Annotated in this window: 20 protein-coding genes and 1 riboswitch; of the genes, 11 read left to right on the top strand and 9 right to left on the bottom strand. The window is 59.6% G+C overall.

Translation table 11 applies throughout. The annotated features are described in order from the left end of the window. Positions 1-171: 171 nt before the first annotated feature. Complete coding sequence (tkt, locus tag D882_RS0129830) at positions 172-2,169, bottom strand: transketolase (RefSeq protein ID WP_027926614.1); 1,998 nt, start codon at positions 2,167-2,169, stop codon at positions 172-174. Positions 2,170-2,442: 273 nt separating this feature from the next. On the opposite strand from tkt, the gene D882_RS0129825 reads away from it, so the two are divergent. From D882_RS0129825 to D882_RS0129810, 4 genes are all read left to right on the top strand, one after another. Further along, positions 2,443-3,438 carry a metalloregulator ArsR/SmtB family transcription factor gene (locus D882_RS0129825; RefSeq protein ID WP_027926613.1) on the top strand — a complete coding sequence of 332 codons (996 nt, stop codon included), beginning with the start codon at positions 2,443-2,445 and terminating at the stop codon, positions 3,436-3,438. 18 nt (positions 3,439-3,456) lie between these two features. Then, entirely contained in the window at positions 3,457-4,647 is a 1,191-nt protein-coding gene (gene metK, locus D882_RS0129820) for a methionine adenosyltransferase (protein ID WP_027926612.1), read from the top strand. A gap of 197 nt (positions 4,648-4,844) precedes the next feature. Then, entirely contained in the window at positions 4,845-6,518 is a 1,674-nt protein-coding gene (gene ligB / locus D882_RS0129815) for an NAD-dependent DNA ligase LigB (RefSeq protein WP_027926611.1), read from the top strand. A gap of 97 nt (positions 6,519-6,615) precedes the next feature. Beyond that, entirely contained in the window at positions 6,616-7,011 is a 396-nt protein-coding gene (locus D882_RS0129810) for a DUF1090 domain-containing protein (RefSeq protein ID WP_027926610.1), read from the top strand. A gap of 57 nt (positions 7,012-7,068) precedes the next feature. Here D882_RS0129810 and D882_RS0129805 read toward each other — a convergent pair whose 3' ends face one another. Beyond that, complete coding sequence (locus D882_RS0129805) at positions 7,069-7,518, bottom strand: cytochrome c (protein ID WP_027926609.1); 450 nt, start codon at positions 7,516-7,518, stop codon at positions 7,069-7,071. Positions 7,519-7,645: 127 nt separating this feature from the next. Here D882_RS0129805 and D882_RS0129800 point away from each other — a divergent pair, with 127 nt between their 5' ends. Further along, positions 7,646-8,830, top strand: coding sequence for a murein transglycosylase A (locus D882_RS0129800; RefSeq protein WP_027926608.1), 1,185 nt, complete (start codon positions 7,646-7,648; stop codon positions 8,828-8,830). 121 nt (positions 8,831-8,951) lie between these two features. Here D882_RS0129800 and D882_RS0129795 read toward each other — a convergent pair whose 3' ends face one another. Continuing rightward, positions 8,952-9,335, bottom strand: coding sequence for an MAPEG family protein (locus D882_RS0129795; protein WP_027926607.1), 384 nt, complete (start codon positions 9,333-9,335; stop codon positions 8,952-8,954). Between the two features lie 39 nt (positions 9,336-9,374). After that, positions 9,375-10,208 (bottom strand): EamA family transporter, encoded by an 834-nt coding sequence (locus D882_RS0129790; protein ID WP_027926606.1) that lies wholly within the window; start codon positions 10,206-10,208, stop codon positions 9,375-9,377. Between the two features lie 218 nt (positions 10,209-10,426). On the opposite strand from D882_RS0129790, the gene D882_RS0129785 reads away from it, so the two are divergent. Then, the gene (locus tag D882_RS0129785; RefSeq protein ID WP_027926605.1) at positions 10,427-11,596 is read left to right on the top strand and encodes an MFS transporter; all 1,170 of its coding nucleotides are present in this window, start codon (positions 10,427-10,429) and stop codon (positions 11,594-11,596) included. A 115-nt stretch (positions 11,597-11,711) separates the two neighbouring features. Here D882_RS0129785 and D882_RS0129780 read toward each other — a convergent pair whose 3' ends face one another. Together D882_RS0129780 and D882_RS0129775 are read right to left on the bottom strand one after the other, a co-directional pair. After that, on the bottom strand, positions 11,712-12,596 hold the full coding sequence (locus D882_RS0129780; protein WP_027926604.1) for a formate/nitrite transporter family protein: 885 nt from the start codon (positions 12,594-12,596) through the stop codon (positions 11,712-11,714). A 182-nt stretch (positions 12,597-12,778) separates the two neighbouring features. Continuing rightward, positions 12,779-13,183 carry an acyl-CoA thioesterase gene (locus D882_RS0129775; protein ID WP_027926603.1) on the bottom strand — a complete coding sequence of 135 codons (405 nt, stop codon included), beginning with the start codon at positions 13,181-13,183 and terminating at the stop codon, positions 12,779-12,781. Between the two features lie 189 nt (positions 13,184-13,372). Then, positions 13,373-13,475, top strand: a riboswitch (S-adenosyl-L-homocysteine riboswitch). 23 nt (positions 13,476-13,498) lie between these two features. Between D882_RS0129775 and ahcY the strand changes: the two genes are divergently transcribed. From ahcY to D882_RS0129755, 4 genes are all read left to right on the top strand, one after another. Further along, on the top strand, positions 13,499-14,908 hold the full coding sequence (ahcY, locus tag D882_RS0129770) for an adenosylhomocysteinase (RefSeq protein ID WP_027926602.1): 1,410 nt from the start codon (positions 13,499-13,501) through the stop codon (positions 14,906-14,908). A 191-nt stretch (positions 14,909-15,099) separates the two neighbouring features. Continuing rightward, the gene (gene metF, locus D882_RS0129765; RefSeq protein WP_027926601.1) at positions 15,100-15,945 is read left to right on the top strand and encodes a methylenetetrahydrofolate reductase [NAD(P)H]; all 846 of its coding nucleotides are present in this window, start codon (positions 15,100-15,102) and stop codon (positions 15,943-15,945) included. Between the two features lie 124 nt (positions 15,946-16,069). Beyond that, entirely contained in the window at positions 16,070-16,885 is an 816-nt protein-coding gene (locus D882_RS0129760; RefSeq protein ID WP_027926600.1) for an ABC transporter substrate-binding protein, read from the top strand. Between the two features lie 223 nt (positions 16,886-17,108). Then, complete coding sequence (locus D882_RS0129755; RefSeq protein WP_027926599.1) at positions 17,109-18,986, top strand: DEAD/DEAH box helicase; 1,878 nt, start codon at positions 17,109-17,111, stop codon at positions 18,984-18,986. A gap of 250 nt (positions 18,987-19,236) precedes the next feature. Here the strand turns inward: D882_RS0129755 and D882_RS0129750 are convergent, their stop codons facing one another. From D882_RS0129750 to D882_RS0129740, 3 genes are all read right to left on the bottom strand, one after another. Further along, on the bottom strand, positions 19,237-19,830 hold the full coding sequence (locus tag D882_RS0129750) for a YceI family protein (RefSeq protein WP_027926598.1): 594 nt from the start codon (positions 19,828-19,830) through the stop codon (positions 19,237-19,239). A 31-nt stretch (positions 19,831-19,861) separates the two neighbouring features. Then, entirely contained in the window at positions 19,862-20,413 is a 552-nt protein-coding gene (locus D882_RS0129745) for a cytochrome b (RefSeq protein WP_027926597.1), read from the bottom strand. A 262-nt stretch (positions 20,414-20,675) separates the two neighbouring features. Beyond that, the gene (locus tag D882_RS0129740; protein ID WP_027926596.1) at positions 20,676-22,418 is read right to left on the bottom strand and encodes a flavin monoamine oxidase family protein; all 1,743 of its coding nucleotides are present in this window, start codon (positions 22,416-22,418) and stop codon (positions 20,676-20,678) included. A gap of 223 nt (positions 22,419-22,641) precedes the next feature. On the opposite strand from D882_RS0129740, the gene D882_RS0129735 reads away from it, so the two are divergent. After that, the gene (locus D882_RS0129735) at positions 22,642-24,048 is read left to right on the top strand and encodes an adenosylmethionine--8-amino-7-oxononanoate transaminase (protein ID WP_027926595.1); all 1,407 of its coding nucleotides are present in this window, start codon (positions 22,642-22,644) and stop codon (positions 24,046-24,048) included. The last annotated feature ends 60 nt before the right edge of the window (positions 24,049-24,108 follow it).

The raw sequence follows: 24,108 nt of genomic DNA, 5'->3' as shown, positions 1-24,108 counted from the left end.
TTCTCGATTACCGTGGTGAAACCGTTAGCGTGGTGTTGCCCGAACCACCGCTTTCGCGGGCAAGCCCGCTCCCACAGGTTCGTTGGTGTACACAACATGTGTGAGCAACCGAAAACACTGTGGGAGCGGGCTTGCCCGCGAAGGCGTCGCTCAGGCGACACCTGATCTGGATCAGTCTTCCAGCAGCTCTTCAGCCTGACCCAGGATGTTTTCCAGGGTGAAACCGAACTCTTCGAACAAGGCAGGCGCAGGCGCCGACTCGCCGTAGGTGGTCATGCCGATCACGCGACCTTCCAGGCCCACGTACTTGTACCAGTAGTCCGCGTGAGCGGCTTCGATGGCGATACGGGCGCTGACTTGCAACGGCAGAACCGCTTGCTTGTAGTCGGCGTCCTGAGCATCGAACACGCTGGTGCAAGGCATCGAGACAACGCGCACTTTGCGACCCTGTTCGGTCAGCTTGTCGTAAGCCTGAACCGCCAGGCCGACTTCGGAACCGGTGGAGATCAGGATCAGCTCAGGCTCGCCGTCGCAGTCCTTCAACACGTAACCGCCACGGGCGATGTCGGCGATTTGCAGGGCGTTGCGATCCTGGTGCTGCAGGTTCTGACGCGAGAAGATCAGCGCCGAAGGGCCGTCCTTGCGTTCCAGTGCCAGCTTCCAGCACACGGCCGATTCAACGGCGTCGGCCGGGCGCCAGGTGTCGAGGTTCGGCGTGCTGCGCAGGCTGGTCAGTTGCTCGATTGGCTGGTGAGTCGGGCCGTCTTCGCCCAGACCGATGGAGTCGTGGGTGTAGACGAACACCACGCGCTTCTTCATCAGCGAAGCCATGCGTACTGCGTTGCGCGCGTATTCCATGAACATCAGGAAGGTCGCGCCGTAAGGCACCAGACCGCCGTGCAGCGCCACGCCGTTCATGATCGCGCTCATGCCGAATTCGCGAACGCCGTAGTACATGTAGTTGCCGCTGGCGTCTTCAGCCGTAACACCTTTGCAACCTTTCCACAGGGTCAGGTTGGAACCGGCCAGGTCAGCGGAGCCGCCCAGCAGTTCAGGCAACAGCGGGCCGTAGGCATTCAGTGCGTTCTGGCTGGCTTTACGGCTGGCGATGGTTTCGCCCTTGGCCGCGACTTCAGCGATATAAGCCGAGGCGTTTTCAGCGAAGTCAGCCGGCAGCTCGCCGCTCAGGCGACGCACCAGTTCGTTGGCCAGTTCAGGGAATTCAGCGGAGTAAGCAGCGAAACGCTGATCCCACTCGGCTTCAGTCGCGCGACCGGCTTCCTTGGCGTCCCACTCGGCGTAGATGTCAGCTGGAATTTCGAAAGGTGCGTAGTTCCAGTTCAGTGCCTTGCGGGTCAGGGCGATTTCCGCGTCACCCAACGGGGCGCCGTGGCAGTCTTCTTTGCCTTGCTTGTTCGGCGAACCGAAACCGATGGTGGTCTTGCAGCAGATCAGGGTTGGCTGATCGCTTTTGCGCGCGGTTTCAATCGCGGTCTTGATCTCTTCCGGGTCATGACCGTCGACGTTGCGGATCACTTGCCAGTTGTAGGCTTCGAATCGCTTCGGCGTGTCGTCGGTGAACCAGCCTTCGACTTCGCCGTCGATGGAGATGCCGTTGTCATCGTAGAAAGCGATCAGCTTGCCCAGGCCCAAAGTACCGGCCAGGGAGCCGACTTCGTGGGAAATGCCTTCCATCATGCAACCATCACCCAGGAACACGTAGGTGTGATGGTCGACAACGTTGTGGCCCGGACGGTTGAACTGCGCCGCCAGGACTTTTTCTGCCAGGGCAAAACCGACGGCGTTCGCCAGGCCTTGGCCCAGTGGACCGGTGGTGGTTTCAACGCCTGGCGTGTAGCCGAATTCCGGGTGACCCGGGGTGCGGCTGTGCAGCTGGCGGAAGTTTTTCAGGTCATCGATCGACAGGTCGTAGCCGGTCAGGTGCAGCAGCGAGTAGATCAACATCGAACCGTGGCCGTTGGACAGCACGAAGCGGTCACGGTCGGCGAACGATGGATTGCTCGGGTTGTGCTTCAGGTAGTCACGCCAAAGTACTTCGGCGATATCCGCCATACCCATAGGGGCACCGGGATGGCCGCTGTTGGCTTTTTGCACGGCATCCATGCTGAGGGCACGAATGGCGTTGGCACGCTCACGACGGCTGGGCATCGCTGTTCTCCTGCGGATATTGAATCGAGAGTGAATAAAACGAATCGGAAAAAAGGCGAGCATTTTCCCTCACCGGGCCGCCTCGGGGCAATGACAGATAGTCATCTGGAGGCGTTTTTCCATGTGATAACGGCGGTTTCGACGGGTGAAACCTTTCCGCTGTCCGTTTGTTGACAGAACCTAACGTCGAGAAGTGCCATCTATCGAGCAATATCAAAACTTTTTGATATTGCTCTTGCAGTGATTTCGACCCGTCACTAGACTGCTGGCCTTATGAATTTACGCGTGCCTTCCATTCAACATGACGATTGCGACGAGCTGGCGGCCCTCTGCAAGGCCGGCGGCGACCCTCTGCGTCTGAATGTATTGCGCGCCCTGGCCAACGATTCGTTCGGTGTGCTGGAACTGGCGCAGATCTTCGGCATCGGCCAATCCGGCATGAGTCATCACCTCAAGGTCTTGGCCCAGGCCGACCTGGTGGCGACCCGCCGTGAAGGCAACGCGATTTTCTACCGTCGTGCGCTGCCCCACACCGATCTGCTGGGCGGCAAGCTGCACGCCGCCCTGCTGGAAGAAGTGGACAACCTGACCCTGCCGACTGATGTGCAGTCGCGGATTGGTCAGGTGCACGGGCAACGAGCGGCGGCCAGCCAGGACTTTTTCTCACGGGTTGCGGAGAAATTTCGCGCCCAGCAAGACTTGATCGCCGGCCTGCCGCAATACCGCGAAAGCGTGGTGGCCTTGCTCGACAAGCTGGGTTTCGGCAAAGGCGCCACGGCCATTGAAGTCGGCCCCGGTGACGGCGAATTTCTGCCGGAACTGGCGCGCCGTTTCGCTGAAGTCACTGCGCTGGACAACAGCCCGGCGATGCTCGAACTGGCGCGCCAGGTCTGCGAACGTGAAAAGCTGGCTAACGTCAGCCTGCAATTGGCCGATGCATTGAACGGTGTCAGTCTTCAGGCCGATTGCGTTGTACTGAACATGGTATTGCACCATTTCGCCGCGCCGGCCGAAGCGCTCAAGCACATGGCCGACTTGCTGCAACCGGGCGGTAGCCTGCTCGTGACAGAGTTATGTAGCCACAACCAGAGTTGGGCCAGGGAGGCCTGCGGTGATCTCTGGTTGGGGTTTGAACAGGACGATTTGGCCCGTTGGGCCACCGCTGCGGGACTCGTTCCCGGGGAAAGCCTCTATGTAGGCTTACGTAATGGTTTCCAGATCCAGGTCCGCCATTTTCAGCGACCGGCTGGCGACACTCACCATCGGTAAATTCAGGAAAACATCGAGATGAGCGAATACTCCCTCTTCACCTCCGAGTCCGTGTCTGAAGGACATCCGGACAAAATCGCCGACCAGATTTCCGATGCGGTGCTGGACGCCATCATTGCTGAAGACAAGTTCGCCCGTGTGGCGTGCGAGACTCTGGTAAAGACCGGCGTTGCAATCATCGCCGGTGAAGTGACCACGTCGGCCTGGGTCGATCTGGAAGAAATCGTGCGTAACGTCATTCTGGACATCGGCTACAACAGCTCCGATGTCGGCTTCGACGGCGCCACTTGCGGTGTGATGAACATCATCGGCAAGCAGTCCCCAGACATCAACCAGGGTGTTGACCGTGCCAAGCCTGAAGATCAGGGTGCCGGCGACCAGGGCCTGATGTTCGGCTACGCGAGCAACGAAACCGACGTGCTGATGCCAGCACCGATCACCTTCTCGCACCAGCTCGTTCAACGCCAAGCCGAAGCCCGTAAATCCGGCCTGCTGCCTTGGCTGCGCCCGGACGCCAAGTCGCAAGTGACTTGCCGTTACGAAGGCGGCAAGGTTGTCGGTATCGACGCCGTTGTTCTGTCGACCCAGCACAACCCTGAAGTGTCGTACAAAGACCTGCGCGAAGGCGTGATGGAGCTGATCGTCAAGCACGTACTGCCTGCCGAACTGCTGACCAAAGACACCCAGTTCCACATCAACCCGACTGGCCAGTTCATCATCGGTGGCCCGGTTGGCGACTGCGGCCTGACCGGTCGCAAGATCATCGTCGACAGCTACGGCGGCATGGCTCGCCATGGTGGCGGCGCGTTCTCCGGTAAAGACCCATCGAAGGTTGACCGTTCGGCCGCCTACGCCGGTCGTTATGTGGCCAAGAACATCGTGGCTGCCGGCCTGGCCGAGCGCTGCGAGATTCAGGTTTCCTACGCGATTGGTGTTGCCCAGCCTACGTCGATCTCGTTGAACACCTTCGGCACCGGCAAAATCAGCGACGACAAAATCGTCAAACTGGTTCGCGAAGTGTTCGACCTGCGTCCATACGCAATCACCACCATGCTCGACCTGCTGCACCCGATGTACCAGGAAACCGCTGCGTACGGCCACTTCGGTCGCACCCCGGCGAGCAAGACCGTGGGCGAAGACACCTTCACCACGTTCACCTGGGAAAAAACCGACCGCGCCGACGACCTGCGTTCGGCTGCCGGTCTGTAAGACTTCCCCGGCGGTACCCAAAGCCCTGCACGGTTCGCCGTGCGGGGCTTTTTATTGTCTTTCGCTTTGCACCGAGTCGCTGCCATCGCGAGCAGGCCCGCCCGGTCACCCCTGAAACACCAGGCAAAACACCCACCCTTCCCGCCCGAAAATATTGACTAGCCTTCCAGCATCCCACTTGAGCAAGGATGCTCACGATGCTTCTACGCCTGATGCCCGCTGTCTTCCTGACCGTGTTTTGCCTGAGCTCAAACGCTGCCGACTGCCCCGACTGGCCACCCGCACGCGCCCTGGACGAAATCACCGCCCTGCAAAAACAAATCGATTTCTGGGACGACCACTACCACCGGGGAGGACGCTCGCTGGTCGCCGATGAAATCTACGATCAGTCCCGCGCACAATTGATTGAATGGCGTGAGTGCTTTGACTTGGGTCTCGCACCCGAACCCTTGCGCACTGCCGCTGGCAAGATCGCCCACCCCATCGCCCACACCGGCCTCGACAAACTCCGCGATGGCCAGACTGTGGAAAACTGGCTGCGCGGTCGCGAAGACATCTGGGTACAACCCAAAGTCGATGGCGTGGCCGTGACACTGACCTATCGCAACGGCTTGCTGCATCAGGCGATCAGCCGTGGCGATGGCATCAATGGCCAGGACTGGACGGCCTCGGCTCGCCTGATCCCCGGTATCCCCCGGCAACTCGCACAACCCGTGGACATACTGGTGCAAGGCGAACTCTATTGGCAGCTGACCGACCACATACAAGTCAAGGCCGGCAGCCAAAATGCCCGCTCCACCGTAGCCGGTCTGATGGCACGCAAGGTACTCGCGCCTGAACAAGCCGCCGGTATCGGATTGTTTGTCTGGGACTGGCCACAAGGTCCGACCCATTTGCCTGAACGAATAGCGGCTCTGGATGGGTTGGGGTTCCCAGGCACTTTGCCCTATAGCCAACCGGTCAGGACAATGGCTGATGCGCAACGCTGGCGCGATCACTGGTATCGCTCGCCGCTGCCGTTTGCCAGCGACGGTGTCGTCCTGCGCCAAAGCCTGCGCCCCTCGGCCGAACGCTGGCAGGCGAAATCACCCTTTTGGGCCGTCGCCTGGAAATACCCTTTCGCGCAGGTACTGGCCGAGGTGCGAACAGTCGACTTCAAGGTTGGGCGCACCGGACGAATCACACCGGTACTGAACCTGAAACCGGTGACGCTCGATGACCGACAGATCAAACGCGTGAGCGTCAGCTCCTTGCAGCGCTGGGAGAAACTGGACATCCGCCCCGGCGATCAGGTGTCCATCAGCCTGGCCGGACTGACCATTCCCAGACTCGACAGCGTTGTACTGCGCAGTACCGAACGGGCTGAGGTAAACGTCCCGCTGGCAGCCGACTTCCATCATTTGAGTTGCTGGCAGCCGACGCCGGGGTGTGAAAGCCAATTCCTCGCACGACTAACCTGGCTCAGCGGCAAGCAGGGGCTGGCTTTGCCCCATGTCGGCCCCGGCACCTGGGAGAAACTTTTAGAAACAGGCCGTCTGAATAGCCTTCTGGATTGGTTGACCTTCGATGCTCAAGAGCTTGCTACCATTAACGGCTTCGGCGAACGCAGCAGCGCTCGTCTTTTGAACAGTTTCAACAGTGCTCGACAGCGTCCCTTCAGTCGTTGGCTGAAAGCCTTGGGTTTACCACCGATGGGGCAGGCGCAGCTTGCCGATTCATGGCAGGCAATGGCGAACCGAAACACCGAACGATGGCAGGCTGAAGCCGGTATCGGCCCGGGACGTGCGGCGCAATTGAGCGCGTTTTTCCGCGACCCGCAGGTCCTGGCCTTGAGTGAAACATTAAGGGTTGCCGGGATTGACGGTTTCTAGAGACCTACAATCCACGGCAGCCGGGAACCCCCAGGGGCCGATGCGCTCCAACGCCCATTGCCACACCGACCCGCTTGCCTTTGCGCATGGAGCTTTTATGAAATTTCTTTCACCGCTAGCCCTGTTGACCCTCTGCAGCGTGCTGGCCGCTCCACTGATGGCGGCCGAAGAAGCGCCGGAACTGACCGGCTGCGCAGCCAAGAAACAGGGCATCATCAACCAGATCGAACTGGCCAAGTCACACGGCAACGCCGATCAGCAAGCTGGCCTGGAAACCGCCTTGAGCGAAGTCACGGCGCATTGCACCGACGCCTCGCTGAAGAAAGAACGGGAAAACAAAGTCCTCGACGCCAAGCATGAAGTCAGCAAACGTCAGGCCGACCTCGACAGCGCCATGAAAAAAGGCGACCCCGACAAGATCAACAAACGCAAAGACAAACTCGCCGAGTCCCGCAAGGAATTGCAGGACGCACTCGACGAACTGGATAAGTAGCTCGGTAGTGATCGTTCCCACGCAGAGCGTGGGGATCGATCAATTAGCCAGCGAGAATCAATGATCCCGAAACTGTTTATGGCAAGCACTGCAGGCATCTTCGACTTTCTGCACCGCCGGCCCCAGGTTGCTGGCCTTGTAAGGTTGAACCTGGCTGGCGATCACCAATTCACCGGTGGCGGCTTCAAGGTTGCGGGACATTTCCTGAAAACGAGCCTGCTGTTGCCAGACGTTGTCCTTGGCGCTGGTGTGATCTTCTTCGCGCACCTGTGGAAAATGTTTCCACGGCTCATGGGACAGCGCATCAAGTTTCACGGCGCCGTCGGCGAATTTCTGACCATCAAACGGAATGCGGCCACGCAACATGCCGCCCAGGTCTTCGCCGGTCTTGAGCATCTGCTTGAAAATCGCCTTGCGCTGACCCAGCGGCGAATTCGGATCGACACCGCCGCAAGCGGACAACGTCAGGCAGGCCAGCAATACAACAGAAAGTCTTTTAAGAGTCATGGTGGCTTCAGGTCACGGGAACGGCCGCCAGTATCCTCGCGTCATCGACAAAGACCAATAGCCCTATTATCAATACGGGTTGTTTGAGCGCATGGAGCACTCAGGCAACCGGCAAAGGAATTACTCCATGAACAGCCGTTTCAAGGCATGGCGTCACCACCTCGCGTGGACTCTTCCAATGGTGGCCGTCCTCGCTGGCTGCACCGGCGGCGATAACAACAAGCCAAAAACCCATGCACTCGCTACCTATTCCAGTGCCACCTGGGAAGCGCTGCCGGCGGTGTCCGACAGCGATCTGGTCGCCGGCTTCGGTTCGTGGCGCAGCGCGTGCACCCGGCTCAAGGCCGACCCGGTCTGGGGTGCAACCTGCACCGCCTCCGCCAACGTGCCGCAAACCGCCACCGATATTCGCGATTTCCTCAAACAGAATCTGGACGTCTATGGCCTGCGTGCCGCCAATGACAACCCCAACGGCTTGATCACCGGCTACTACGAACCGGTCTACCCCGGCAGCTTGACCCAAACCGCAGCAGCAAATATCCCGGTGTATGGCGTACCCGAAGACATGATCATTGTCTCGTTGGACAGCCTCTACCCGGAACTCAAGGGCAAGCGCCTGCGCGGTCGACTGGAAGGGCGAGTGCTCAAGCCTTATGACGATGCGGCAACTATTGAGAGCAAAGGGGTCAAGGCCCCGGTGGTGGCCTGGCTGACCGATCCGATGAACCTGCAATTCCTGCAAATCCAGGGCTCGGGGCGTATTCAGCTCGATGACGGTCGCCAGCTGCGCATCGCTTACGCCGACCAGAACGGCCATCCGTACCGTCCCATCGGCCGCTGGCTGGTGGAGCAAGGCGAGCTGAAGAAAGAAGACGTGACCATGGGCGCGATCAGCCATTGGGCCAAGGCCAACCCGACGCGCATTCCCGAACTGCTCGGCAGCAACCCCAGCTATGTGTTTTTCACCCGCAACCCGGACAGTAACGAAGGACCGCGCGGCTCGTTGAATGTGCCGCTCACTGCCGGCTTTAGCGCGGCGGTGGACCGCAAGGTCATTCCGCTGGGCAGTCTGTTGTGGTTATCCACCACCAAACCGGATGGCACTGCACTGGTTCGCCCGGTGGCGGCTCAGGATACCGGCGGCGCGATTGCCGGCGAAGTACGTGCGGATCTGTTCTGGGGCACAGGCGAGGCGGCCGGGCAATTGGCCGGGGACATGAAGCAGCAGGGGCAGATCTGGATGTTGTGGCCTAAAGGTGCGGCGTTGCCACAGGTGCCTCAGGTAGCTGATGCGGCGAACACCAAACCCTGAGATGTGCATGGGCAATTAGATAGCTATCGCGAGCAGGCTCACTCCTACAATTGATCTTCAGTGATCACAAACCTTGTAGGCGTGAGCCTGCTCGCGATGAGGCCAGCAAAATCACCGACTTTTAAACAGACACCACAAAGAAACTCACAATCAACCCCATCCCCACAAACCACACCAACGACCGCAATACCGCCCAGTCCGCCAGGTAGCAAATGATGTACAGCAACCGGCTGGTGATGAACAACACCGACAGCACATTGATCGTCACCAGCTCGGCATTGCCAGCCAGGTGCGCCACGATCACCGCTGCCGCGAACGCCGGGGTCACTTCAAAACTGTTCAGTTGCGCAGCATGCGCGCGTCGAGCCAAACCATTGAGTGACTCGAGAAAGTCCCGGGGATCATGGTTATCTCTCAGCCCATACCGACCACCGGCCTTGGCAATCGCCGTGCAGACATAAGGCAGGAAAATCGCGATCAAAATGCACCACAGCGCAACCGTCATAAAGCAGTCCTTTCTTCAGTTTGGAAATTCGGGTTTCGGTTAAAACTTCATCACCAGGATGCCGATCAGCACCAGCCCACAGGCTAAGAGCCGTGGCCGGCCGAAAGGTTCTTTCAGGTAGCGCATGCCGAACAGCACCACCAGTATTACGCTGATCTCACGCAACGCCGCCGCTTCGGCAATCGAGCCCAGCTGCATGGCCCACAACACCAAAGCGTAACTGAACAACACGCAAAACCCGACCGCCAGCCCCAGCCGCCATTGCTCCCGCCAGAACAGCATGAACGCCGGCCGCTTGCGCACCAGCGCCAGCAACGGAAATGGCCAGGCACTCAGCAACGTGACCCAGACCAGGTAATCCAGCGGGTGTGACCAGCGCCGCAACGCCTGGCCGTCAATGAACGTGTAGCAGCCGATGCACAGACCGATCAGCGCCACCACCGGCAGCATCGACCACGGCAAACGTGCGCCGCCACCGCCCTGCCACAGCAGGCACAGCATGCCGAACGGGATCAGCAGGATTCCGAAGATCTGCTGATTCGTCAGCACTTCCCCGGCAAAGATCAGTGTCAAGGCCAGCACCACCAACGGCGACAGCCCGCGCATCAAAGGATAGACCAGCCCCAGATCACCGACCCGATAGGCCTGAATCAGCAGATAGCGATACAGCAATTCGAACGCCGCCGAGGCTAGAATCCACGGCCAGATGTCGATGGGCGGCACGTTCACAAACGGCAGCATCACGGCGACAAACAACATTGCCACGCTGTCCATGCAGGCCACCACCAACAAACGTTCGGCACTGAATTTGATCAGGGTATTCCACGCCGCATGCAACAGTGCCGCGACTAACACCAGTGCTGTTGCAAGCACGGCCTACTCCTTCATTTGTTTTTATTTCCGGCGGGACGCGCCCGGATAATTGATTCGCGATATGTCAGCAGCTGTTTATACTGCAAGCGACCACGCCGCACTCAGTTGCGCACAGACTAATTCCAAAAATTTCTGCCCATGCCCGCTCTCACCGAGAACGGTCATCGGCATGCGTATGCCTGATCAAAGCGTCAAGACTACCGACAGAGACCTTGCGCATGCCACTCGCCTTGCTTGCCCTCGCTGTTGCCGCATTCGGCATCGGCACCACTGAATTCGTCATCATGGGCCTGCTGCCCGACGTCGCTCGCGACCTCGCCGTCAGCATTCCACACGCCGGCCTGCTGATCACCGGCTACGCCCTGGGCGTAGTGTTCGGCGCGCCGATCCTTGCGGTCGGCACGGCCAACATGCCGCGCAAGGCAACATTGCTGGGGATGACGCTGATGTTCATCCTCGGCAACGTCCTGTGTGCCCTGGCGCCGAACTACGCCACCTTGATGGCGGCTCGCGTGGTCACTGCGTTGTGCCACGGTGCGTTCTTCGGCATCGGTTCGGTGGTCGCGGCCGGTCTGGTCGCACCGAACAAACGGGCGCAAGCCATTGCGATGATGTTCACCGGCCTGACGCTGGCCAATGTGCTGGGCGTGCCCTTGGGCACCGCGCTTGGGCAGTACGCCGGCTGGCGCTCGACCTTCTGGGCGGTCTCGGTGATTGGTGTGATTGCCGCCATCGCACAATGGCTCTGGCTGCCGAAACACATCGCCATGGACAAGGCCAATCTGGCCAGCGAGTTCAAGGTGCTGGGCAAGGTCAATGTGTTGCTGGCGCTGGGCATGAGCGTGCTGGCGTCGACCAGTCTGTTCAGCGTGTTCACTTACATCGCGCCAATCCTGCAAGACATCACGGGCGTCAGCCCGCATGGCGTGACCATCATGTTGCTGTTGTTTGGCGTCGGCCTGACCGCTGGCAGCATGCTCGGCGGTCGACTGGCGGACAGTCGCTTACTGCCTTCGCTGGTGGGCATGGCGCTCGCTGTGCTGGTGGTGCTGGCGGCATTCACGCAGACCAGCCATTCGGTGATTCCTGCGGCGATCACGCTGGTGCTGTGGGGCATTTTTGCGTTCGCCCTGTGCCCGATTCTGCAGCTGCTGATCATCGATCAGGCACACGAAGCGCCCAACCTCGGCTCGACGCTGAATCAGAGCGCGTTCAACCTCGGTAATGCAGCGGGCGCGTGGATTGGTGGGCTGGTAGTTGCCAGTGGCGCCGACCTGGCGGACTTGCCGTGGACCGGCGCGCTGGTCAGCGGTTTGACGGTGCTGACGGCGTTGTTCTTTATTTACCTGCAGCGTCGGAGTGCGGCTGCGGTGAATGTGTCCGGCTGAATAGCTGCATCGTTTCGCACACGGCTATCGCGAGCAGGCTCACGCCTACAGGGACCGCGTCCTTCCCTTTAGAAGTGAGCCTGCTCGCGATGAAGTTGACGCGGTACACCTGTCTTTACTTCTCTTCGCGTCCGCGTGAATCCGGCGCCTGATCGGCACCCTTCTTTGGCGGCCCACTCTCGCTGCGAATCTGCGCATGACTGATCAGCGCAAAGATGCAGCTGCCGCCGATGATATTCCCCGCCAGCGTCGGCCCGGCGAACACCAGCCAGAAATCCTTCCACGGCAACTCGCCGGCAAACACCAGGTACGACACCTCGGCCGAACCGACCACGATGTGAGTGAAGTCACCCAGCGCCATAAGGTAGGTGATGAGGATGATGATCCACATTTTCGCGCTCTCCATGGACGGAATCATCCAGACCATGGTGGCGATCATCCAGCCCGAAACGATGCCCTTGGCGAACATCTGGCTGGCGTGGTTTTCCATGACTTTGCGGCCGATTTCGAGGAAGGCCAGGTCGGTTTTGCTGTCGAAAATCGGCAGGTTCAGCATCACGTAGGCCACCAGCAACGTGCCGCACAGGTTGCCTCCCAGCACTACCGTCCACAGGCGCAGTAATCGGCCGAAGTTGTTCAGTGTGGGTTGGGTCATGACCGGCAACACGGCGGTCAGGGTGTTTTCGGTGAATAACTGCTGGCGGGCGAGGATCACCGCAAGAAAACCGGCGCAGTAGCCAAAACTGGCGATCACCTTGAAGTGCTCGCCGTCCGGCAGCCGCGAGTTGAGCAATCCCATGGCCATCAGCGACAGGCCCATGGTCAGGCCGGCGGCCAGCGCCGACCACCACAACGCAGCGATGCTGCGCTCGAGTTCCTGGTCACCCTGTGTCCGAATGATTTCGTGCAGTACCGCCGCACGGGGCGGCTGGTTTTTGTCGACGTCGTGCTGTTCTTCAGCCGAGAGGTTCGGGGTCTTGCCGTCTTTTGGGGTGTCCATAGCGTTCCTGAACCGGTGGCGTGTCATGTAGGTACGACACGCGCGATTCGGCGCTGTTCAGTGTTCGAATAAACGAAGCCATTTCCGCAGGAGCCGAGCTTGCTCGCGATGGCGTCATTCGCATCACCGCCGAAACCGACGTGAATCGATCGCGAGCAAGCTCGGCTCCTACAGGGCTCGCATTACTCGCTCGCCACATCATCCTGAAACTGATCTTTGACGTACTTGATCTCGGTACGCCCGTGCGGTGCAGGCAAGCCGTCTTCGCCCAGATTGACGAACACCATCCTCTCTACTGTCAGGATGCTTTTGCGAGTGATTTTGTTGCGCACTTCGCAGGTCAGCGTGATGGAGGTGCGACCGAACTCGGTGGCGGTAATGCCCAGCTCGATGATGTCGCCCTGGCGAGAGGCGCTGACAAAATTGATTTCGGAAATGTACTTGGTGACGACGCGCTGGTTGCCCAGCTGAACGATGGCATAGATCGCCGCTTCTTCGTCGATCCAGCGCAACAGGCTGCCGCCAAACAGCGTGCCGTTGGGGTTGAGGTCTTCAGGTTTAACCCATTTGCGGGTGTGGAAATTCATAGGGGGCTCCGGGTTCGAGGCGTTTGAGCGCTAGGGTTCTGCCCCCAGCTTCAAGTTTTAAGCGACAAGCTGCAAGTAAAAGCAGATTCGCTGTTACTTGCCGCTTGTAGCTTGTCACTTGCCACTAGCCGGACAAAGAAAGCTATAATCGCCACCGATTTAGAACGGCTACTGCCGTTTTCCCGCCACCTGTCCGAGGGGCGCTGCAGCAGGTTCGACCTGTCAGGCTCGGATGGGGCGTTGCTTGGTCGTTATCGACCAGACACTAAACGCACAACGGCGCCCATTCGCATACATTACGAATGGAGGCTCATCATGAGCGCTGTTATCACGCCTGCAGATTTTAACGATTACAAAGTGGCCGACATGTCCCTGGCTGCCTGGGGCCGTCGCGAAACCATCATCGCCGAATCCGAAATGCCTGCCCTGATGGGTCTGCGCCGTAAATACGTCGGTGAGCAGCCACTCAAAGGCGCGAAAATCCTCGGCTGCATCCACATGACCATTCAGACTGCCGTGCTGATCGAAACTCTGGTTGCCCTGGGTGCCGAAGTACGTTGGTCGTCCTGCAACATTTTCTCGACTCAAGACCAGGCCGCTGCCGCTATCGCTGCTGCCGGTATCCCGGTTTTCGCCTGGAAAGGCGAGACTGAAGAAGAGTACGAGTGGTGCCTGGAGCAAACCATCCTCAAAGATGGCGCGCCTTGGGATGCCAACATGATCCTCGACGACGGCGGCGACCTGACTCAACTGCTGCACGACAAGTACCCACAGGTTCTGGACCGCGTCCACGGCGTGACCGAAGAAACCACCACCGGCGTTCACCGCCTGCTGGACATGCTGGCCAAGGGCGAGCTGAAAATCCCGGCCATCAACGTCAACGACTCGGTAACCAAGTCCAAGAACGACAACAAGTACGGCTGCCGTCACAGCCTGAACGACGCGATCAAGCGCGGTACCGACCACCTGCTATCCGGCAAGCAAGCTCTGGTCATCGGTTACGGTGACGTGGGCAAGGGCTCCGCTCAGTCCCTGCGTCAGGAAGGCATGATCGTTAAAGTCTCCGAAGTTGACCCGATCTGCGCCATGCAAGCCTGCATGGATGGCTACGAGCTGGTTTCGCCGTTCATCGACGGCATCAACGACGGCACCGAAGCAAGCATCGACAAAGCGCTGCTGGGCAAGATCGACCTGATCGTGACCACCACCGGTAACGTCAATGTTTGCGACTCGAACATGCTCAAAGCCCTGAAGAAGCGTGCTGTTGTCTGCAACATCGGTCACTTCGACAACGAAATCGACACCGCTTTCATGCGCAAAAACTGGGCGTGGGAAGAAGTGAAGCCACAGGTTCACAAAATCCACCGCACCGGCCCGGGCGCTTTCGACGCTCAGAACGATGACTACCTGATCCTGCTGGCCGAAGGCCGTCTGGTTAACCTGGGTAACGCTACCGGTCACCCAAGCCGCATCATGGACGGTTCGTTCGCCAACCAGGTGCTGGCGCAGATCTTCCTGTTCGGCCAGAAGTACGCCGACCTGTCGCCAGCCCAGAAAGCCGAGCGCCTGACGGTTGAAGTACTGCCGAAGAAACTCGACGAAGAAGTGGCCCTGGAAATGGTCCGCGGTTTCGGCGGCGTTGTGACTCAACTGACCAAGACCCAGGCCGACTACATCGGCGTGACCGTCGAAGGTCCGTTCAAGCCGCACGCTTACCGCTACTAAGACACAGCAGCTGCGAGCTTTAAGCTTCAAGCGGCAAGCAAGGTCAAAAGCCGAACTTGCCGCGCGAAGCTCGAGAGCTCTGCCCCTATTCCAAAACAGTTTCAGGCAGCAGGCTCCAGGCACAAGAGATCAGCGCACCTCCGCTTCTCTTGCAGCTCACAGCTTGCAGCTTGTAGCTGGAGGTGCCCTCCATGTCCCAAGACCGTCGCTACAGCTTCGAGTTCTTCCCTACGAAGACCGACGCTGGGCATGAAAAGCTGCTTGCCACTGCTCGTCAGCTGGCCACGTATAACCCCGATTTCTTCTCCTGCACCTATGGCGCTGGCGGTTCGACCCGTGATCGCACCCTCAACACCGTGTTGCAGCTCGAAAGCGAAGTCAAAGTCCCTGCCGCACCGCACCTGTCTTGCGTCGGCGACAGCAAGGACGACTTGCGCGGCCTGCTGGCTCAATACAAAGCAGCCGGCATCAAGCGTATCGTTGCCCTGCGCGGTGACCTGCCTTCGGGCATGGGCATGGCCAGCGGCGAAATGCGCCACGCCAATGACCTGGTCGAATTCATTCGTGAAGAGACCGGCGATCATTTCCACATCGAAGTCGCCGCTTACCCGGAAATGCACCCGCAAGCGCGCAATTTCGAAGACGATATCGCCAACTTCGTGCGCAAGGCCAACGCTGGCGCGAACAGCGCGATCACCCAGTACTTCTTCAACGCCGACAGCTACTTCTACTTCGTCGAGCGTGTACGGGCAGCGGGCGTGAACATCCCGATCGTGCCGGGGATCATGCCGATCACCAACTACAGCAAACTGGCGCGCTTCTCTGACGCCTGTGGCGCAGAAATCCCGCGCTGGATCCGTAAACAGCTGGAAGCCTACGGCGACGACACCCAAAGCATTCAAGGCTTTGGTGAGCAAGTCATCACCGAAATGTGCGAACGCCTGCTGCAGGGTGGCGCACCGGGCCTGCACTTCTACACACTGAATCAGGCTGAAGCGAGTCTGGCGGTGTGGAACAACCTGAAGTTGCCGCGCTGAAACAGTGCAAAACCCCGAAAAGGCTCTGGCGAAATCCAGGGCCTTTTTTATGGAAGATGCCTTGCGCCAGAGCTTCTGGATCCAGTTTCTGGCTCTTTATGATTTCTCGTCGTAATCTCAAGCCATGCCCCTGATTTCGCGATGTCTGACCGTGCTGCTTTTTACTTGCCTGAGCTTCGCCGCCCGGGGCGAGAAGCTGCGCATTGTCACCGAACCGTGGGCGCCTTACGTCTACGAGGAAGACGGCAAAGCCCTGGGACTGGATTACGAAACCACCGCCATCGTCTTTAAACGCCTGGGGATCGAAGTGGACTGGCAGTTCCTGCCGTGGAAACGCTGCCTGTCGATGCTCGAAACCGGTCAGGCAGACGGCGCGCTGGACATTTTCCACAGCGATGAGCGTGACGCGACGCTGCTCTACCCCGGGGAACCGCTCTCGGAAGTCGAATTCGTGATGTTCTACGCCAATGACCGGCCCCATCCGTTTCGTACCCTCGACGACCTGAAAGGCCTGACCATCGGCACCTCGCCGGGCTATCTCTATAGCAAGGATTTCAGCGACTCAACGCTGTTCATCCGCGAGCCGGCGCCGACCCATGAAGCCAACTTCGGCAAGCTGGTACGTGGACGGATCGACCTGTTAATCACTGATCGCCGGGTTGGCCAGCATTTGCTCGATGAATTGGGTATCCGCGGCAGCATCACTGAAAACCCGACCGTTATCAGCCACCAGAGCCAGTTTCTGGCAGTACGCAAAAATGCCGGCATGGACCTGCTGGTGCAGCGTTTCGGTGCCGAACTCAAGCGTTTCAAACGCGAGCCCGCCTACGCGGAGTTGAGCGCCCGTTATGGCACCGATCCTGGCCCCGATGTGAAAGCCACCACCGCCACTTCGGCCACCATAAAAACCGTTGAGCAGCAGGAAAGCGGCGCGCAGTGATTGCTCTGTTATACTCCGGCCTTCCCGCCAGGCTCACGCCCGGACGCTCGGACTTGTTCAAGGCATCTCGATCCCGCTACAGCGCAGCTTTTCAGCCCGCGCGAGCGCTCCAGACGAGCTTTCAAGGCCCAGCAGGACCGGACGGGATTGCGTTCCTCTTAAACGCCATTCGCGCCAGGCAAGACTCCCATTGGGCCAAGCCCTAACTAAAACAGGATTACTCATGTCCTTTGCTTCCCTCGGTCTCTCCGAGGCTTTAGTCCGCGCCATCGAGGCAGCGGGCTATACCGAGCCTACTCCGGTGCAACAGCGGGCCATTCCCGCCGTGTTGCAAGGTCGCGACCTGATGGTTGCGGCTCAGACAGGTACTGGTAAAACCGGTGGCTTCGCCCTTCCGATCCTGGAACGGCTGTTCCCTAACGGTCACCCGGACAAATCCCAGCGTCACGGCCCGCGCCAACCGCGCGTCCTGGTCCTGACCCCTACTCGCGAACTCGCGGCTCAAGTCCACGAGAGCTTCAAGGTCTATGCCCGTGACCTGAAGTTCGTCAGCGCCTGCATCTTCGGCGGCGTCGGCATGAACCCGCAGGTTCAGGCCATGTCCCGTGGTGTTGACGTGCTGGTGGCCTGCCCTGGCCGCCTGCTCGACCTCGCCGGCCAAGGCAGCGTCGATTTGTCCCACGTGGAAATCCTCGTGCTGGACGAAGCCGACCGCATGCTCGACATGGGCTTTGTCCATGACGTGAAAAAGGTCCTGGCCCGCCTGCCGGCCAAACGGCAGAACCTGCTGTTCTCGGCGACGTTCTCCAAGGACATCACCGACCTCGCCGGCAAGCTGCTGCACAACCCGGAACGCATCGAAGTCACGCCGCCGAACACCACGGTCGAGCGTATCGAACAGCGCGTATTCCGCCTGCCAGCCAACCACAAGCGTTCGCTGCTGGCCCACCTGATCACCGCAGGCGCCTGGGAACAGGTGCTGGTGTTCACCCGCACCAAGCACGGCGCCAACCGCCTGGCCGAGTACCTGGACAAACATGGCCTCAGCGCCGTTGCGATCCACGGCAACAAGAGCCAGAACGCCCGCACCAAAGCCCTGGCCGACTTCAAGGCCGGTGAAGTGCGCATCCTGGTCGCCACCGACATCGCCGCTCGCGGCCTGGACATCGACCAGTTGCCACACGTGGTCAACTTCGAACTGCCGAACGTCGACGAAGACTACGTGCACCGTATCGGCCGTACTGGCCGTGCCGGTCGTTCGGGCGAGGCGATCTCGCTGGTCGCTCCGGACGAAGAGAAGCTGCTGAAAAGCATCGAACGCATGACCAAGCAGAAGATTGCCGACGGCAACCTGATGGGCTTCGACTCCAGCGCCGTAGAAGCCGAGAAACCTGAAGTTCGCGAGCGTCCGGATGTGCGTAACCCGCGCAACCCACGTGGCCCGCGTGGCGACGGCCCGAACGGCACCGGTGGTGGTGGCGGTCGCAAGGACAAAGGCAAGGACAAGGGCGGCAAGGAAAAACCTGCCGCCACTGGCCGTGGCGATCGCCCGGCCCGTGAACACAAGCCACGCGAAGGCACTCCGGCGCGCGAGCAACAGCGTCCGGCGCCACGCGCTGCCGCGGCTGACCGTGCTCCAGACGAGTTCCTGGACGACGATATCGATAACTTCGGTAACCGCGTTGATTACGTCCCTCAAGCCAAACCGGCTCAGGGCCGTGGTCGCCGTCCGGGTGCTCCGGCACAAGGCACGACGGCTGGTGCAGGTGCTCCGCGCACCGGCGGCAAGCCTCAGGGTCGCCAAAGCGGTCCGCGCAGCAGCGACGGCGCCACCACCGGCACGCCGCCGGCCAAGCGCAGCGGTCCACGCAGTGGCGCTCCACGTGACGGTCAGGCCCGTCGCGAAGAAGGCCGCAACCGTCGCCCGGCCCGTGACGATCAGCCGCGTTCGGAACCGGCCGTGCAAAACCCGCGCGGTCCAGCGCCGAAGATCATTCACAAAGAGTCGAAAACTGATCGTTTCCCGACTCCCGAGCAACTTGATCAACTGCCAGGCCGTCCGCGTGGCGAAAAACCAGCGTTGCTGACCCGCAATCGCTAAGTTATCGCCGCAATGAAAAATGCCCCTGATCTCACGATCCGGGGCATTTTTTTAGCCTGATGAAAAACCCTGTGAGAGCGGGCTTGCCCGCGATGGCGTCAGTCCAGCCAACACCTATGTTGCCTGATCCACCGTAATCGCGGGCAAGCCCGCTCCCACAATGTTTCGCATTGTCTGAACAGGTTTTGGTGGGCAATAAAAAACGCCCCCGACCGTGAGGCCGGGGGCGTTCTTGTGTCTGCGGCGAAAATTACTTCGCTTTCACACCTTCAAAGGTGACGTACAGATCAACCGCGTCGGACTGTGGACCCAGGTCCATCATCTTGCCGAAATCAGAACGCTTGATGCTGGTGGTGCCTTCGAAGCCGGCACGGTAGCCGCCCCATGGATCCTTGCCTTCACCCAGGAAAGTGGCCTTGACCACAACTGGTTTGGTGACACCCGCAATGGTCAGGTCGCCGGCCACGTCGGCAGTGACTTTACCGTCGGCGTTTTTGCCGGTGGTTTTAACGCTGGTGGACACGAAGGTGGCTTTAGGGAAATCAGCCACTTTCAGGAAGTCTTTGCTGGAGATGTGCTTGTCACGCTCAGCGTTGTTGGTGAAAACGCTCGCCGTGTTCACGTTGAACTCGATCTTGCTGTCTTCTGGCTTGGCAGCATCAAAGCTGAACTTGCCGTCGATGTCCTTGAAAGTGCCGGTGATGTAGCTGTAACCCAGGTGGCTGATCTTGAAGTCGACGAAGGCGTGCTGGCCAGTTTTGTCGACGACGTAGTCAGCAGCCATTACGTTGGCGGACAACAGGGCAGAACCGATTGCCAGAGCGGCGAGAGTCTTTTTCAACATGTCTTGTATTCCTTGAGGGCTAAGTTGAACGTCAGGCTTTGCGACCCAGCATTCGTTTCAGGGTCACATCACGGTCGATAAAGTGGTGCTTCAATGCTGCCAACGCATGGAGACCGGAAAAAATTACCAATGCCCATGCCAGGTAGAGATGAATCGCACCTGCGTTATCTGCCTGGTCCGGTAGCCCGGAAACCAGTGCAGGCACTTCAAACCAGTCAAACACCGGAATCCCGACACCCTCTGCGGTGGAAATCAGGTAACCGGCAATCATCACAGCGAACAAACAGAGATACAGAAAAGCATGCCCGAACTTGGCGCCAAGACGCGTCATGCGGCTGTAGCTGGTCAGCGTTGGCGGCGGTGGGCTGATGAAGCGCCACACCACGCGTAACACCATGACAGCCAGCAGGATCAGACCGATGCTCTTGTGCAGGTCAGGTCCTGCCTTGCGCCAAGGGTCGTAGTAGCCGAGACCGACCATCCACAGACCCAGACCGAACAAACCGAACACTGCCAGCGCTACGCCCCAGTGCATGAAGATGCTGACCCAGCCGTAGCGAGAGGTAGAGTTTCGTAGTTGCATTGCCGAGTCCCTGTAAGTGCTGGCCCAAGACTATCGAGTTATCTATCGAATTAAAGCGGAAAATTTCGCTTTGAAATATCGAGAAATACGATCAAGAGCTTGAAATAGGCGTGTTAAGGAAAGATTAAAGACCCATGCGTAAGAAAAGATGAAGCCCAACTAAAGAACACCCTCGCCCCTGGTTTTATTCGATTCTTAGTACCGGCTTTTCTTCAGGCATAAAAAAACGCGGCATCTCTGCCGCGTTTTTTAGTCCAGACGCTTACTGCGCCTTGGTCTCCGTTGCCGGGGTTGCAGCCGGTTTGGCGGCTGGTTTTTTCGCCGGTTCGGTTTTCTTCACCGGGGCCTTGGCTGGAGCCTTTTTGGTATCGGTTTTGGCGGCAGGCTTTTTAGCCGGTGCCTTTTTGGCAGGCTCGGCTTTCACTGGTGTTGCAGGCTTCGGTGCTTCGACCGGCGCTGGTGCAACAACCGGGGCTGGATCCGGCGCCGGTGGCGTGTAAGGCGCAGGAGCCTTGACCGGCTCTGCCTTCTTGTCGTCATCCGAACCACCGAACAGGTTGCTGAAGAAGTTACCTTTCTTCGCCGCCACTGCACCGGCCGCTGCTGCCGGCACCACTTTCGCCGGTTCAAACGACTTGCCCGCCGCCAGGTCTTCTACCTGACTGGCCGCACGCTGGCCGGTGCGCAATGCGCCTTCCAGGGTGCCTGGGTACAAGGTGTCGGTGTGTTCGCCAGCAAAGGCTACGCGCTGGATCGGGCGTTCCCACAGGCGCCAGTACTTGCTGATCTGGCCCGGGCCGAAGGCCAGGTAGGCGCCGCCCATCGAAGGATCGGTGCTATAGCGGCGGATTTCATAACCGGTGAACGAACCGCGCGCCTGTGGATAAAAGGCGTGCAGGCGAATCAGCACCTGATCGACCATCTGCTTGTCGCCGAACGCCTGCATCACACGAGCATTGTCGCCGGACAGGTTGATCACCACATTGGCGCCACCCTTCAACGCCGGCTCGATCCACAACATGCCGAGGCCGGTGTTGCTGAAAATCTCGCCGGACATGCGCGCCTTGGGTTCCCATACCGGCGTCTTGAACTTCAGCATGATCTGGTCGCGCCAACCGTAGTTGGTGCCTTTGATAGCGCCCATGTGCTGGGCATCCAGCGACGGGATCATCTGGATCTTGTTCAGTGCGCGCAGCGGCACCGCCAACACTACGTAGTCTGCCTGATAACCGACCGAGCCGACTTTGACGGTCACGCCGTCCTTGTCCTGGGTAATCGACGAGACCGGGGAGTTGGTCTTGATGGTTTTCAGCTGTTTAACAAACGCCTGGGCCAGCACTGTACTGCCGCCCACCAGTCGCGAAGCACGCAGGTCACGATCGGATGTGCCACGGTAAACACGGCTTTGCTGCGCGTAATACAGCAGCGACAGGCGCGAAGGTTCGTCGTAGCGGGTACGAATCTGCTGGTTGATCAGCTGACGCGCAGTGGCAGGCAGGTTCTGCTTGTCGAGCCAGTTGGATACGTTGATCTGATCCAGCGTTTGCAAAGTGCTGGTGGCGAGCGGGTTCTGCGGATCGTCAATCGAGCGCGCCAGATCATCCTGGGTTTTTTCGAAGCGCTTGAGCGCGTCGGCGGTGGCCGGTTGCTTGGTCGCCAGATCTGCCGCGGAGAAGTACTCACCGTCGATCAGATAACTTGGGGTACGCACGAATTCCGGGGCCGGCGCAGTGCTCAGCTTGAAGGTCGATACGTATTTGTTCAGCACCGGCTGGGTCTTGTCGTTGCCGATCCACTCACTGGTGGCCATGCCGGAGCGACCGCCCAGGCTCGGTTTGGCTTCCAGCAGGGTGACCTGCCAGCCTTTGTTCTGCAGCTCGTAAGCCGCCGTCAGGCCAGACAGCCCGCCGCCGATCACGATCGCGGTTTTATCCTTGGCCAGCGCAGACACGCTGAACAGCCCCAACATCACCAGCGCACAGGCGCGCAGCCAACCGACAGACATTCAGCGAACTCCGGAAATACATGAGGAAATAGCAGTTTTTACGAGTCAGGCGACTCCAGGAACCGCGAAGGATACGTCAGGCTTCAGACGCCCGCCAGCAACGTCTATCGCCCCATACAAAGTAGCTCAATCGTCACAATGGGTTGTCCCGGCGCGACGCATTGCATAGGCTTGCGCGATTGTTTACCCGCCTACGTCACGGGTAGCCTCGAGGAGACATAAAATGGGCCTGAATAAACAGTGGATGGAACGCGATCTCGCGGTGTTATGGCATCCCTGCACCCAGATGAAAGATCACGAACAACTGCCGCTGATCCCGATCAAGCGTGGTGAAGGCGTGTGGCTGGAAGACTTCGAAGGCAAGCGCTACCTCGACGCTGTCAGCTCCTGGTGGGTCAACGTGTTTGGCCATGCCAACCCGCGCATCAACCAGCGCATCAAGGACCAGGTCGATCAGCTGGAGCACGTGATCCTCGCCGGTTTCAGCCACCAGCCGGTGATCGAGCTGTCCGAGCGCCTGGTGAAGATGACCCCGGAAGGCTTGACCCGGTGCTTCTACGCCGATAACGGTTCATCCTGCATCGAAGTCGCGCTGAAAATGAGCTTTCACTACTGGCTCAACCGCGGCCAGCCGAACAAGAAGCGCTTTGTCACCCTGACCAACAGCTACCACGGCGAAACCATGGCGGCGATGTCGGTCGGCGACGTGCCGCTGTTCACCGAAACCTACAAGGCCCTGCTGCTGGACACCATCAAGGTGCCGAGCCCGGATTGCTACCTGCGCCCGGATGGCATGAGCTGGGAAGAACATTCGCGCAACATGTTCGCGGCCATGGAACAGACCCTGGCAGAGCATCATGACACTGTCGCGGCAGTCATCGTCGAGCCGCTGATCCAGGGTGCTGGCGGCATGCGCATGTACCACCCGGTGTACCTCAAACTGCTGCGCGATGCCTGCGACCGTTATGGCGTGCACCTTATCCACGACGAAATCGCCGTCGGCTTCGGCCGCACCGGCACGATGTTCGCCTGCGAACAGGCCGGCATCCGCCCGGACTTCCTCTGCCTGTCCAAGGCCCTGACCGGCGGTTACCTGCCGCTGGCGGCTTGTGTGACGACCGAAGACGTCTACAGCGCCTTCTACGACGACTACCCGACCCTGCGCGCCTTCCTGCATTCGCACAGCTACACCGGCAACCCGCTGGCGTGCGCGGCGGCATTGGCAACACTGGATATCTTCGAAGAAGACAACGTCATCGAGAACAACAAGGCCCTGGCCGAGCGCATGGCGTCCTCTACTGCGCACCTGGCTGACCATCCGAACGTCTCGGAAGTACGCCAGACCGGCATGGTGCTGGCCATCGAGATGGTCAAGGACAAGGCCAGCAAGGAAGCCTATCCGTGGCAGGAACGTCGCGGCTTGAAGGTGTTCCAGCACGCACTGGACCGGGGTGCTTTACTTCGTCCGTTGGGCAGCGTGGTGTATTTCCTGCCGCCGTACGTGATCACGCCGGAGCAGATCGACTTTCTGGCCGAAGTGGCCAGCGAAGGGATCGACATCGCGACGCGTAACAGCGTCAGCGTGGCGGTGCCGAAGGACTTCCACCCCGGTTTCCGTGATCCGGGCTAGCACTGCTCGTCCCCACGCTCTGCGTGGGAATGCAGCCGGGGACGCTCCGCGTCCCAAAAG

It is taken from the genome of Pseudomonas sp. URMO17WK12:I12 (assembly GCF_000514395.1).
Lineage (GTDB): Bacteria > Pseudomonadota > Gammaproteobacteria > Pseudomonadales > Pseudomonadaceae > Aquipseudomonas > Aquipseudomonas mucoides.
The sequence above is the reverse complement of the archived record's forward strand: the minus strand, read 5'-3'. Positions and strand labels throughout refer to the sequence as shown.

Coding starts and splice junctions, on each gene's coding strand:
- D882_RS0129745 (WP_027926597.1), bottom strand. CDS start 20,413: ATGCAACTACGAAACTCTACCTCTCGCTACGGCTGGGTCAGCATCTTC.
- D882_RS0129805 (WP_027926609.1), bottom strand. CDS start 7,518: ATGACTCTTAAAAGACTTTCTGTTGTATTGCTGGCCTGCCTGACGTTG.
- D882_RS0129775 (WP_027926603.1), bottom strand. CDS start 13,183: ATGAATTTCCACACCCGCAAATGGGTTAAACCTGAAGACCTCAACCCC.
- D882_RS0129735 (WP_027926595.1), top strand. CDS start 22,642: ATGGGCCTGAATAAACAGTGGATGGAACGCGATCTCGCGGTGTTATGG.
- D882_RS0129800 (WP_027926608.1), top strand. CDS start 7,646: ATGAACAGCCGTTTCAAGGCATGGCGTCACCACCTCGCGTGGACTCTT.
- D882_RS0129750 (WP_027926598.1), bottom strand. CDS start 19,830: ATGTTGAAAAAGACTCTCGCCGCTCTGGCAATCGGTTCTGCCCTGTTG.
- D882_RS0129810 (WP_027926610.1), top strand. CDS start 6,616: ATGAAATTTCTTTCACCGCTAGCCCTGTTGACCCTCTGCAGCGTGCTG.
- D882_RS0129795 (WP_027926607.1), bottom strand. CDS start 9,335: ATGACGGTTGCGCTGTGGTGCATTTTGATCGCGATTTTCCTGCCTTAT.
- ligB (WP_027926611.1), top strand. CDS start 4,845: ATGCTTCTACGCCTGATGCCCGCTGTCTTCCTGACCGTGTTTTGCCTG.
- D882_RS0129755 (WP_027926599.1), top strand. CDS start 17,109: ATGTCCTTTGCTTCCCTCGGTCTCTCCGAGGCTTTAGTCCGCGCCATC.
- D882_RS0129780 (WP_027926604.1), bottom strand. CDS start 12,596: ATGGACACCCCAAAAGACGGCAAGACCCCGAACCTCTCGGCTGAAGAA.
- D882_RS0129740 (WP_027926596.1), bottom strand. CDS start 22,418: ATGTCTGTCGGTTGGCTGCGCGCCTGTGCGCTGGTGATGTTGGGGCTG.
- tkt (WP_027926614.1), bottom strand. CDS start 2,169: ATGCCCAGCCGTCGTGAGCGTGCCAACGCCATTCGTGCCCTCAGCATG.
- D882_RS0129760 (WP_027926600.1), top strand. CDS start 16,070: ATGCCCCTGATTTCGCGATGTCTGACCGTGCTGCTTTTTACTTGCCTG.
- D882_RS0129825 (WP_027926613.1), top strand. CDS start 2,443: ATGAATTTACGCGTGCCTTCCATTCAACATGACGATTGCGACGAGCTG.
- metK (WP_027926612.1), top strand. CDS start 3,457: ATGAGCGAATACTCCCTCTTCACCTCCGAGTCCGTGTCTGAAGGACAT.
- ahcY (WP_027926602.1), top strand. CDS start 13,499: ATGAGCGCTGTTATCACGCCTGCAGATTTTAACGATTACAAAGTGGCC.
- D882_RS0129785 (WP_027926605.1), top strand. CDS start 10,427: ATGCCACTCGCCTTGCTTGCCCTCGCTGTTGCCGCATTCGGCATCGGC.
- metF (WP_027926601.1), top strand. CDS start 15,100: ATGTCCCAAGACCGTCGCTACAGCTTCGAGTTCTTCCCTACGAAGACC.